The organism is Arcanobacterium ihumii, assembly GCF_900604515.1.
GTDB lineage: Bacteria > Actinomycetota > Actinomycetes > Actinomycetales > Actinomycetaceae > Arcanobacterium_A > Arcanobacterium_A ihumii.
Map to the genome: position 1 here is coordinate 191,626 of NZ_UWOS01000001.1, position 11,501 is coordinate 203,126.

General features: G+C 56.6%; 13 protein-coding genes and 1 pseudogene. 3 read left to right on the forward strand and 11 right to left on the reverse strand.

The genetic code is table 11. The features are described 5' to 3' along the window. Positions 1–110: 110 nt before the first annotated feature. Positions 111–2,027, reverse strand: coding sequence for a choice-of-anchor M domain-containing protein (locus EIH22_RS00875; RefSeq protein WP_124053947.1), 1,917 nt, complete (start codon positions 2,025–2,027; stop codon positions 111–113). Between the two features lie 219 nt (positions 2,028–2,246). On the opposite strand from EIH22_RS00875, the pseudogene EIH22_RS00880 reads away from it, so the two are divergent. From EIH22_RS00880 to EIH22_RS00890, 3 genes and pseudogenes are all read left to right on the forward strand, one after another. Further along, positions 2,247–3,107 (forward strand): annotated as a pseudogene (locus tag EIH22_RS00880) (FecCD family ABC transporter permease); the annotation flags it as partial. Positions 3,108–3,228: 121 nt separating this feature from the next. After that, entirely contained in the window at positions 3,229–3,891 is a 663-nt protein-coding gene (locus EIH22_RS00885; protein ID WP_235001714.1) for a FecCD family ABC transporter permease, read from the forward strand. Beyond that, positions 3,834–4,337: an ABC transporter ATP-binding protein gene (locus EIH22_RS00890; RefSeq protein ID WP_200829188.1), complete on the forward strand. Its 504-nt coding sequence runs from the start codon at positions 3,834–3,836 to the stop codon at positions 4,335–4,337. Before EIH22_RS00885 ends, EIH22_RS00890 begins: the two co-directional genes overlap by 58 nt. Before the next feature lie 439 nt (positions 4,338–4,776). On the opposite strand, the gene EIH22_RS00895 is transcribed toward EIH22_RS00890, so the two are convergent. The 10 genes from EIH22_RS00895 to EIH22_RS00935 all read right to left on the reverse strand — a co-directional run bounded on the left by EIH22_RS00895 (position 4,777) and on the right by EIH22_RS00935 (position 11,225). Beyond that, entirely contained in the window at positions 4,777–5,211 is a 435-nt protein-coding gene (locus EIH22_RS00895) for a hypothetical protein (protein ID WP_124053949.1), read from the reverse strand. A gap of 26 nt (positions 5,212–5,237) precedes the next feature. Further along, a complete protein-coding gene (locus EIH22_RS09035) occupies positions 5,238–5,372 on the reverse strand; it encodes a hypothetical protein (protein ID WP_268808206.1) in 135 nt (44 codons plus the stop codon). Continuing rightward, a complete protein-coding gene (locus EIH22_RS00900; protein ID WP_124053950.1) occupies positions 5,369–5,809 on the reverse strand; it encodes a DUF7768 domain-containing protein in 441 nt (146 codons plus the stop codon). Before EIH22_RS00900 ends, EIH22_RS09035 begins: the two co-directional genes overlap by 4 nt. 101 nt (positions 5,810–5,910) lie before the next feature. Continuing rightward, a complete protein-coding gene (locus tag EIH22_RS00905) occupies positions 5,911–7,980 on the reverse strand; it encodes a DNA polymerase (RefSeq protein ID WP_456061852.1) in 2,070 nt (689 codons plus the stop codon). A 35-nt stretch (positions 7,981–8,015) separates the two neighbouring features. After that, a complete protein-coding gene (locus tag EIH22_RS00910; protein ID WP_124053951.1) occupies positions 8,016–8,207 on the reverse strand; it encodes a hypothetical protein in 192 nt (63 codons plus the stop codon). 11 nt (positions 8,208–8,218) lie between these two features. Next, positions 8,219–8,770 (reverse strand): DUF2815 family protein, encoded by a 552-nt coding sequence (locus EIH22_RS00915; RefSeq protein ID WP_124053952.1) that lies wholly within the window; start codon positions 8,768–8,770, stop codon positions 8,219–8,221. An 8-nt stretch (positions 8,771–8,778) separates the two neighbouring features. Beyond that, complete coding sequence (locus tag EIH22_RS00920; protein WP_456061853.1) at positions 8,779–9,963, reverse strand: DUF2800 domain-containing protein; 1,185 nt, start codon at positions 9,961–9,963, stop codon at positions 8,779–8,781. Then, positions 9,917–10,315, reverse strand: coding sequence for a hypothetical protein (locus EIH22_RS00925; protein WP_124053954.1), 399 nt, complete (start codon positions 10,313–10,315; stop codon positions 9,917–9,919). Before EIH22_RS00925 ends, EIH22_RS00920 begins: the two co-directional genes overlap by 47 nt. After that, positions 10,312–10,632 carry a hypothetical protein gene (locus EIH22_RS00930; RefSeq protein WP_124053955.1) on the reverse strand — a complete coding sequence of 107 codons (321 nt, stop codon included), beginning with the start codon at positions 10,630–10,632 and terminating at the stop codon, positions 10,312–10,314. The genes EIH22_RS00925 and EIH22_RS00930 overlap by 4 nt, the downstream gene beginning before the upstream one ends. Then, positions 10,629–11,225 (reverse strand): sigma-70 family RNA polymerase sigma factor, encoded by a 597-nt coding sequence (locus tag EIH22_RS00935; RefSeq protein ID WP_124053956.1) that lies wholly within the window; start codon positions 11,223–11,225, stop codon positions 10,629–10,631. The genes EIH22_RS00930 and EIH22_RS00935 overlap by 4 nt, the downstream gene beginning before the upstream one ends. Positions 11,226–11,501: the final 276 nt, after the last annotated feature.

Here is an 11,501-nt window from a genome sequence, read left to right on the forward strand (position 1 = left end):
AAATCTTCATGCGAAAGCCCACAAAAGTTTGTAACCTGATGAGAAAGAGGGGGCAGACCTTAACAGTGCAAGTCTGCCCCCTCCAACAAAAGCTATTTGCCCTTAGTGCATTAGCAGTTACGATTCATGCGACGGCGACCGAGCATGATTGCCACACCAGCTGCCGAAACAAGAGTTGCTAGTATAACCGCAACAGGCTCAGATGCACCCGTGGTCGCAAGGGAAGCCACATTAGCCTCTGGGGTCTTTGCCACCGCATCTGGCATATTAGAAACCGAAGCGTTCTTCACGCCCGTGGTCAGCGGTGTAGCCACCGTTGCATCAGCCGCCCTCGATACCGTAGCGTTAGATACTCCTGCAGCAGAAATAGCACTATGAACCGGTACACCCGCATTTGGCTTTGCAACATCCGAAATAGGAGCATCAGAAGGAACAGGAGCAACAGGGGCAGGAATGGACGGAGCCGCCTCCTTGGGGAATGTACCAACATGCCACGTGTATGTAGCCGTATTAGATACGACGAGTTCACCCGCCTTGTTCTTACCTGAGGCCTTTACCTTCATCGTATATTCACCAGGCTTTTCGAAGAGCCAGTTTGTATGTACATGCGTAGGATCGGGAACAGAAATGGAAGATCCCGACTTAAGATCAAGCTTTTTATCGGAAAGGACCGGGGTTAGCTCACCGAAGTTTTTGAAAGTGAACATCTGAACTCGACCAGGGCCCGATACTTCTTCGAACTGAATATCAATGTTGGAAAATTCAGGACGAACGTCGAAAGTTTCCCAACCTGGCCAAAGACTGCCACCGGGCCATTCTTGTCCATTCTTCTGAGGATCTGGCAAGAAGTATCCAGATGGAAGGACACCCTTATTTGCAAGGACAGAGAGATCTTCCCGCATAGCATCAGTAACCTTCAGAACAACATTCTCTGGGGTCCGGATCGTACCTAGCGCACTAACATCCTCTTTTATGTTTAGGGCAAGCTTACCCTCCTTTGCCTGAACATTGAAGATGTCCGCATGCCCACGGTCGAGAATCGCTCGACCTTCGGAATCAGTTTCGAGCGTTGCCGTGGCACGACCATCACTCGCTGGTTTGTTAGTTGTGTCTGAATTCCCAGGTGTGGTGGTAACATTTTCCGACATTGACGACTCAGCGCCATTGTTCACCGCATCTTCAGAATGCGGACTGGCAGCATGAGGCTGTTCGCCACTTGGAGTGCTGGGATTTGTAGCTTTCTCTCCGCAGGTACCGTCAAGATCAGACTTCTTAAATTCCCACTCATAAGTCTTAGTTTCAGAAATAAACTTCTGATTAGAAGCCTGCCCGAGTTTTTCATTCGGACTTTCAACTTCAGCAGTCACATCAAAACGGTAAACACCAGGTTTAGTGGCCATCCACTTGGAGTGGTGATGCCCAAGAGTCATTTCCCAAATAGCCCCATCAACGATAGGAAATTGCTTATTAGCAAGTTCAGGAACAACTTCTCCAGTGTATCTCACATAATAAGGAATAAGTTTTCCACCATCGGGACCTTGTACATTGGAAAACTTAATTCGAGTTCCACTATCAGAATAAGGACTTCCTGAGTCCTCTGGATCAGGGAACTTGAGGTATTTAGTATAACCAGGGTTGAGAACCTTCTTAGTGTCACCAACATCAAGATTATCACTCAGATATGCGCCGGTAACGTCCGGAATTATCTTTGCAAATTGCTCCTTCGTATTAGCGTCAAAGCATTTAAAAGATTCGGGAAGGCTAGTGAACTTAACCTTATTAGGATCTTGTACCATACCATGACCAGTTACATCTTCCTTCACGGCAAGATGAACATTTGTGTCATATTTACCGTTCTTATAAGACGTCTCCTCATCAAGGTTATAGACATAAAATGCGTCAATGTGTCCGCCCGTGTATTCAGTCCGGTCACTGACTGCATGTGCGCTTTGGGGCATGAGTGCAAGTAACGCAGTAGCCAACGCAACGGAGGCCGCCTTCGTTACAGGAGGTAAAAACCGTTTCATATACTTTCTCTTCGCTTTTAGTGGAATACTTTCACCGATCAACTATATTAGAATTGGGAATCATTATCAATAGTCAGCAATAACAGTCTCGGCAGCCATGGCTATACTCGATCGTATCCTCAATCCTTAAGCCCCACCGTTGTAATGACTCAAAATACACGGATCTGGCTATACACATGTGTATGCTTAGCAACCAGTTTAGTTATCATAGTCGCACGCATGCGGAAGGTTGTATCTCCCACAGATGCTCCGTGGGTATACGACGAAGTCCGGGGCGTTGCACGCGATCGTCTTGCAGCAGCGATCATCATTGGTGCGGCGCTGGGTATAGCCGGAGTGCTTTTGCGCACGGTTACATCAAACCCGCTCGCAGATCCTCAAATTACGGGCGTCAGTTCTGGCGCTGCGTTTGGTGCAGTAACCACTACGTTTATCACAGGTGTCACTCACGGAGCTTACATTCTTCCAGGCGCACTTACCGGTGGCACAATGGCTGCAGGGCTTACAATGTCGCTCAGCCTACGACGGAGTTCTCCAGATTGGCACGGAGCGAATGCAATTCAGCGTATGGTTTTGCTCGGACTTGCGGTCTCAGCTGTCTTTAGTGCGCTCACAGCCATTTTCCTTGTTCTAGATGAAGCTCAGCTAACCACAGTGTTGGCTTGGCTCAACGTACGCCTAGCGGGCGTACGTTGGCCAGACTTGGTCCCAGTCGCGCTAACAGTGCTTGTCGCCCTACCTAGTACCGCATATGCTGGGCGAGCTTTCGATGTTCTTGCGACAGGCGACGGAATCAGCCGATCAATCGAAGCTGATCCCACTAGGGTTCGGCAGTGGGCAATAGTGATTTCTGTAGTGCTGACCGCGACGTCGGTTGCGGTAGCTGGTCCAATCGGCTTTCTTAGATTACTTGCTGCTGTAGTTACTCAACATGTATGTGGGTCACGCCATAGACGCGCATTGCCGTTTGCGGCGCTCGTGGGGGCAACGATTTTATTGCTTGCCGATTCGGTAGGACAAATGCTGTGGGCTCCAGCTGAGACACCCGTCGGTATCCTTACAGGTATTGCAGGTACACCACTTTTGTTGTGGGGCATCCATCTTATTGGAGCACGACCAGAGGAAAACCCTGATGAGGGCACGATTTACACTATCAATGATGCTTGCAACAGTGCTGCTCTTCCTCGCGAGTGTGCTCGGCATGACAATCGGTGCCGTTCAACACTCGCTTTCCGACGTTATCACTGGAATCCTCGCCGGAGACAATATCTACTGGCGCTACCGCATGCCACGTATTGTGGTAAACATGCTAGCAGGCGTAGGTATGGCAGTTTCGGGAGCATTGCTTCAAGCTGCATTACGTAACCCGCTTGCGGCACCCGACACTCTCGGCATTACCGCAGGTGGTGGTTTCCTCGCAGCTGGTCGCGCTTTCACTGATCCCACACGTCTTGCTCTTACCGGTGTTGCCGTATCGGTTGGTCTTGCCTCACTCACCCAGCTCCTGCTCGTACGAGCGGCCCCCCCCGAAGCAGGAGCCGCTATGACGTGGCTTAAGGGCTCTCTGTACGCTCGAACAATGAACGACGCCGTCACAGTTGCACCCATCGTCCTTATCGGTTTTATTGTGACTTTGGTGTTCTCACTTCACTTAAATGCCCTAGTCTTATCAGACTCAACAATGAGAAGTATAGGAGTACCAGTTTCAGTGTTAAGGATCTGTGCGGTTATACTTGCGGCACTGTGTGGCTCGGCCGCCGCCTCTCCTTCCTTCCCCAGCAACCAACCGTCCCAGAGGGAATGGTGGTGCGTGAACTCATCACCTTCGGACGTTACCCATATACGGGAGCCTTTGCGTCCTTGACGAAGGATGACCACCGAGTGATCGAAGACGCCGCAGCGGCAACCCAAGTACTTGATTATCTTGATCGACCAGCAACCCAGCTCTCCGGTGGTCAGCGCCAACGCATGTGGATTGCCATGATTCTCGCCCAACAGAGTTCAATTATGCTACTCGATGAGCCAACCACCTTCCTCGATCCTGCCAACCAATTGTCCATTCTTGACCTAGTTACTGACTTAAATCGCGAAGGACGAACCATAGTCATGGTTGTACACGATATGGTACATGCGGCGAAATACTCCGACCACGTTGTTGTGATGAAGAACGGGGAAATCCTCAAAAGTGGTCCGACTGAGGAAACCCTCAACTCTGATCTGATTGAACGTGCCTTTGGTATTTCAACGATGATGGTCGCTGACCCCCAGACAGGTAGGAAGCTACCGCTCGCATACAGCGTTTGTCACTAGCTCTTCGGTCTTCCTATAACGCTCCTAGATCGATAACTTGCATTGTAATTGTGATTTGGTAGCCGAGAAATTTGCTCCTGATTTCCGCGTTGATTTTGCCTGCAATAAAGTACTAGAGATAGAGCATTAGGAATTGTTTCTCTCTGCTAGAAACGGTTTACCATCGTGCTTACTAACTTCGCTAAATTCTGCCGACAGAGAGCTCTTAAGGTCTCCGCAGGCAACTTGCTACGACGGTCCTGAAAAGTATTTCGAGGCAGAAAACCTAGAAGACGCGTTCAAAAATTTCATGAAAATGGAGGAACTGAACCTTCGCTCGTGTGAACAAGCGAGAGATTGAGGCCTAAATGAGGCATCTGATTTCATATCGCAGGAGCTTGTTACTTACGCAAGTGCTAACCTTACCACCCTGCCCTTGTTGGTCCAGAAGCGTCAACTTTCATGCACTCGTCCATGTCCCATTGCGATAAACACTAACGAAATCACCTTCACATCCGCGCAGGTAGAAGCCGAGTCGACGGTTCGTTGCAAGCATCTCCACGTTGTTTGTCGCATTCTCCGTATCGATATAGCGGAATCCTTTTTTCGCCAACGTGAGCGCATTCGCTGTTTTTGCCAGAGTCGATAGGTGGTGGCCACGAAAATCCTTAGCCACCCACGGCGATTGTTGCGCAGCCGCAGTAGAACCTTCTTTGAACTGAACTGCCGTATATGCTGCAAGTTTCGCGTCCTTCACGTGACGAACGACGACGGTAGAATGGCGCGTGCCCGACTCCCATGTACGGGTGTAAAAATCACGAGTTGCCTCTGTGGAGTAGGTGGGAATAGTTGCACCATCGGTTGAAGGGAAATCTTTGGCGAACTCGTTGCGCACATAGGCGATCTCTACCCAATCTAGATTTAGGTGGCGGCAACATGATCAAACCCAGCCACAGCCGCAAGATCCGCCGCGGCAGTGATCGTGTGGTGGTGTGGATAGGTGGTGTTGGACTGGACGCCCGTCACCATGGCTGCGTAGAGGGTCATGGGTTTCATAGGGCCACCTCCTCAAAGTGTTCGTCGATGTAGCGGATTGGGAGGTCGAGGGCGTGTGCCCACTGGATTTCGATGCGCATTCCGGTAGAGACGCGTGGGGTGTAGACCCACATGCCCTCGCAGTGGGAGAGCAGGATGCGGTTGAAGAACATCGCGAGCTCCCGCTCATCCGGATCCGTGTCATTCATGAACTGCGGGAACAACAGGTGCGGGGCGAGCGGGATCTTCTTCTCCCCCACCGCATGCGCGCAGATCTCCCTTGCGAGGGCCGTGTTGGCTTCGGTGTCGCCGGAATATGGTGAGCAGATGTAGACCAAGGGCCGGTATCCGAACTCGGCCCGCTGGGCTCTCTTGAGTGCTTGGTATGCGGTCAGGTCCGCATACCCTTCCTTGTTGCGGACTGCGATCCCCACGTCCGCCCACGCTGTCGATACCACGAGTGGCTCCTCTCTCGAGGGCTCAGTCGGTGGCACATACTCGCGCGCATCAGGCACGCAAGCAGGAGCCCTCTACCAAGAGGGCTCTGGGCAGACACGATTTATAACCCCACTCCATAGGGCAAGGCCCGGGTCCGCCGGAAATTCCTCAGGAGCGCATCTGCGGGTGGTGGGTCAGTCTTTGCGGTAGTAGTCGCATTCGAACCCGTCCGCGTCCAGCGGCAGCCCCTCGGCCCAGTCGGGGGTGGTGGCCATGAGGTCGCAGATGTCGTGGACGGTGGCGGTGCTGTTGTGTGGGTGGTCGATGATGACTTCGTCGTGGACGTGCATGACGATCTCGTGACCGGCGGTCTCGAGGGTGCGGATTGCGTGGGTGAGGATGTCGCGGGCGATGGCTTGGACGATGTTCTCCGTGAGCTTGCCGCCATAGGTTTCGAGCTGTGTCCATTTGCGGTTCGTACCCAGGCCCAGTAGGTGATGGAGGTGCCGCCGAACCGGTTCTCCCCCAGGCCGGGTTTCACGTACGCGAGGCGTCTACCCGAGGGCAGTTCGATGAACAGCATCCCCGCCTCAAAGGTGAAGCGCAGGTTGCGTAGTCTCACGGTGCGGCGGGTGGTGATGGCGGTGATGGCGGCCTGTTCGATGTCCGCCCAGAGCATGACGATCCTGGGGTTTGCGGCCCGCCACGCATCCACGATCGGCTTCAGCTCTGCCTCTTTGAGCCCCATGGCGAGGGCTCCCATCGCCGTGAGCGCTCCGACGGAGCCGCCGTAGCCGCAGGCGAGCACCGCGATCTTCCCTTTCTGGCGTAGCTCGGCGTTGGGACCGTGTTTATCGACCGGGACGCCGAACATGCGCGACGCGGTCTCGCAATAAAGGTCCTTCCCAGCTCTAAAGGCTTCGAGGGTGTGGTGTTCGTGTGCGAGCCAGGCGATGACGCGGGCTTCGATCGCGGAGAAGTCAGCCACGACAAACCGACGCCCCCGGCTCGGGATGAACGCGGTGCGCACGAGCTGGGAGAGCGTGTCAGCAACCGACGGGTAGAGCAACTCGAGGGCATCTGCGTCTCCGGTGTGGACAAGAGTGCGGGCGGTGTCGAGGTCGGGCAGATAGTTGCGGGGAAGGTTTTGGACTTGGATTAAGCGCCCGGCGAAGCGGCCGGTGCGTCCTGCCCCGTAGAACTGGATGAGGCCGCGCGCCCGCCCATCAGCCCCGGCAGCATGGTGCATCGCCTGGTACTTCTTCACGCTCGACTTCGATAGCTCTCCCCGCAGCTCAAGCACATCACGAACCGCCCCAGTAGCGGTCTCAAGCGCTGCAGCGACGTCGGTTTTGGCGAGTGAGTCCATGTTGCAGCCGTGTTCGTTGAGCCAGGTTTTGAGTTGGGCGGGCGAGTTCGGGTTCTCAAGCCCCGTTAGGGTGGTGGCGCGGGCGAGGAGTTTCTCGCGATGTTTCGTGTCGATGGTGATGGCGCTGTGGACGAGGGTGTGGTCGAGGAGGATGCCGCGGTCGTTGATGCGCTGATCCAGGGCGTAGTTCTCCCACTCCCCTGACGGGACCGGGTGCTTGGCGAGGCGGGTGTGGATGGCGGTTTCCACCTCCATATCTCGCGCGTTGTATGCCACGAATGCTTCCCACCCGGCAGGGTCCGACTCGGGCAGGTTCTGCTCACCATCTGCGTTGGGGGTGCAGAAGTGGCGGATGAGGGTGCGGCCGCGTGGGTCTTTCACGACCGGCAGGCTCAGGATCTTGGCGACGTCGTCAAGGGCGAGCGGTAGGCCGAGGTATGCGGACCACACCATCGTGCAGCGCCACTGCCCCGGATCCAAGAACACGCCTTCCTCAAGAAGGTCAGGGTGATGACGGTGAAGATAGGTGGTGAGGCAGATGCGTTCAAAGGCCGCATTGTGTGCCACTTTCACCACGCCGGGATCGACGAGCGCGGCCAGGATCTCGGCTGGTAGTGGTTCTCCGCGGGCGAGGTCGATAACGGTGGGTGGTTGGTGGTCGATGGAGTAGCCGAACAGCAACACCTCAAACTCTCGGTGAGCCGCGTACGGGTAGACGCCTGCTTTGGCGAGGTTCACCGGGGAGTATGTTTCGAGGTCGATCGCGAGATGACGCATGCCGGTCTGCTCCTTGACGGGGATAGGGGAAAGTGAAGGAGCCAACCAGGGGTGGCTGACTCCCTCACACGAGTCGCGGGTTAGTGGCCGAGTTCGTCCTTCAGACGCTCCAACCGCTCCTTCTCCTTTGCGAGGAGTTCATCGAGTTCCTTCCGACGACGCCGCTCCTCCCGCTTCTCTGTAATCCAGAAGACGCCCCAGGCGACGTAGAGCGGAAGGACGATGTAGAGCAGGTAGGCCCAGGTGATGGCTTGGAAGAATTCGTTATTCATGCCCCTGCTCCTTAGTTGAGGAAGTCGTCATCCGCGGTGAAGGCGGAGAAGTCGGATTCGGCGGAGACGCGTCCACCTCCAAGCGGTTCGCCGTCGCGGAGCTTTTGGATGTTGCCCAGGCCGCAGGCGATTCCACGGTTCCCGTTCGTATTGAACGCATAGAACGAGATGCTCACGCGGGCGTAGCATCCGGAGTAAACCTCGCTGGCGTCCAGGATCGGGTTAAGGGACGCGTCGACGACCTGGGGTGGAGTGGTGGAGTTCGCGTTGACGAAGAACGCGTCCGCATAGGCGTCATCGTCCTTCTCGAGATCCCCGTCCCGCAGTGGGAGTTTGAGGGCGGCCTTGTTGGGGCGCTTGCCGCCGAACTTCCCGACACCTTGCTCGATCGCGGCGTCGATCGCTGCTTCGATCTTCGCGATCGTCGCCGTATCGGACTTCGGGATGATCAAAGAGACCGAGTACTTGGGCTTGGAGCCGTTGATGGACTTGGGTTCGAAAATGTGCGCATACGACAGGCGCACCTCGCCAGTGATGACTCGAGTCGGATTATTGATTGACATGGTTGTCCTCATTTCTTGGTTTCGTTACTAACGGTGAATTCAGTTGCCGCGTCCCGTAGGTCGAGGGCGGCGCGTTTATCGGAGTCCGGCACGAGCACGGGTTTACCCGCCGGTTTGACCACGAGGTCTCCGAGGATCTCGGCGAACGTGGTCTTGCCGAGCTGCTTTTCCATCGCGGTGATGGTGCGCAGCTTCTTCTCGAAGATGTCGGTGACCCCCGCACCCTCAAGGGCGGCGATCACCTTCGCCTCGCTCGTGTACTTGCGCATCGAGCGTCCGGTCACGAGCTTGAACCCAGGCCACTGCTTGCCCTGGTTCACGGCAAGGGAAGTCGCGTACGCCTCCACATCCGAGGCCCACTTCGTGAGCTGTGGCAGCCGCGCCAACACCGCGGCGATCTCGGTGTCAGTGAGCTCGGCGGGTGGAGCAAACTCGCCCTTGGCAAGAGCAAGGTTTGCCGCCGCGCGGGCCCGGCAGGTGGGTGCGATCGCACAAAACTGACACCACGCCCCAGGACAAAAGCTCCCCTCACCCGTGGCGGCGAGTTCTGCTTTCGGTCGCACCACCTGTTCGGCCCATTCCTCGAGGTCGGCGACGCTGGTTTCCCAGGTGGTGACGTTCTCGCGGCGAGGCTGGAAGATATGCACGACGACAGTGGTGATGTCGTAGAGCATGTCGAAGGCGGCGATCGCACCAATCGCATACAGCTTGAGCTGCGGATTCTCCACGGCGTCGACGAGGACGCCTGCCCCGTATTTGAGGTCGATGACGTGGAGGGTGCCGTCGGCGACGATCACACAATCCCCCGTCCCAAACCCACCCGGAACGACGTGCGAGTAGTCGAGCCGCTGCTCAATACACACCAACGAATCCGACGTCCCCCGGCGGGTCTCAGCGAGAACCTGCTGGACATACGCGACATAGTCGTCGGTGTGCGTCTCCATTTCCTCGTCCTGCCAGTTGGAGACCGGTCTGGTGGTCGGGTGGAGGTGGAGTGCTCGGCGGAGCTTCCACTCGGCGAGTTCGTGTGCCGCGGTGCCCTGCTCGGCCGCAGCCGACGACACACCAGGCGTACCTCGGCTCGCAAGGACGGACGGTGTGCAGTTCAGCCACCTATGTGCACTCGATGCGCTCAAGAGCGCGTGATCACTCGGCATGTGCCACCGCCTGAGCCTCGGCCAGCAGCCACGCATACTTCGACGGGTCCACCGCCGAGAGCCTCATAGCACCAGCCTTTTCGATCAGCTCACGTGCCGTCGCGGTCTTGCCCTGTTTCGACAAGATCGCGAGAGCCTCACGAACCTGCTCCACACTCACCTCCACCGCCGGTGCCTGTGCTTCCTGCTGGTCGAGGTGGTCCTGGTAGGCGGCTTCCAGTCCGGGCTGGGCAAGTTGCGCCGCAGCGATCGGCCGTGCACCACTCATACCGGCGTGGCCTTCGATGCCTTCCCAGGCTGCTTGCTCGACCTCGCCCGCTAGGAGGGTGGCAAGTTCCGCGATCTGGTTGCAAGCGGCAATGATCTTGTTCGCTTCCGTGACGTTCACTCGCGCTCACCGCCCTGGATGGCGTCAGCGATCGCCATGAGATCATCAGACTGGTTTTCGACGATCGTGACCTCGTCGACGCTCGCGCCGGGGATCAGCACTGCGTACCGGTCGCTCGCACCGAAGATCCGACGCGCCAGCCGGTCACGAAGCCGCATCTCTCGGACCCGGAGCACCGAGTCCGTCTCGGGCCTCACCCGGACCTTAATGATGTGCCTCATCGACACTCCTTCCTCTTCACGCAGGACCGTCACGCCCGGATTGGCACGTCCCGCTACTGAGAGGGCTTTGAGGAGTGGTGCTTTATAACCGTTCATCGGAGCATCGCCTCCAACTTCGTGATGGCGCGCTTGAGGATCTTGGCGACCATGGGTTGTGAGACACCGAGCTGGGCAGCTACCTCCGCCTGAGTGAAGCCGTCGAGCTTCACGGCGACCAGGACGTCACGCTCACGCTCTTGGAGTGAGTTGATTGCGTCCCAGATCGCCAGCGCTCCGGTCCAGTCATCCGCGGGGTCTGCCAAAGCGGTCCGGCCAGCGAGGTAACCATCGGCGCTCAACTCGGACTCGATCACCGAAATCGGCTCGGTTTCATCCCTTGGCGTTGAGGCCTGGTAGGCAGTGTTACGGTGGTGGCGTTTCGCCTGGTTGTACTCGACTCGCCCGACCTCTCCGTCAAGGATGGTGCCCGGGTCACGCCGCTCCACCAGACCGGGGTCCTCGGCAGTCGCCAGGCGCTGCTCGAAGTCCCTCTCCACCATGACGGCTACCTCGTCGGCGCTCACCTCCACGGTGTAGTACTGGCAGGGGTATCGCTCGGTCGAGTTGTTGCGTTCGAACCGAAGCGTGAGCTCGCAGGTCTCGTTGTCGTTGTTGCGGTTGTTCGGATTTTCGGTATTTCGGTTTTTCATGTTCGCTCCTTCCCGCTGCTAAGCGGGGTTGGAGCGAGACCTGGAAGGGGTCAGACGACTTGTGGCTGCGAGACGAAGTGGTTGAGGCAAAAGGAAACGGGCCAGACCGTCACCGAAGTGAGGGTCTGACCCGTTGGCGCCCAACCGGGTCTCGCAATTACGGATGTCTGTTTACGACCACGGCCAGCTGATGCCGTGGAAGGTGAAGAAGAGTGCCGTCTTGCTGTGCACCGCGACACAACACCCTTATGAAGCCACTACTTGCGTGGCTTCGAC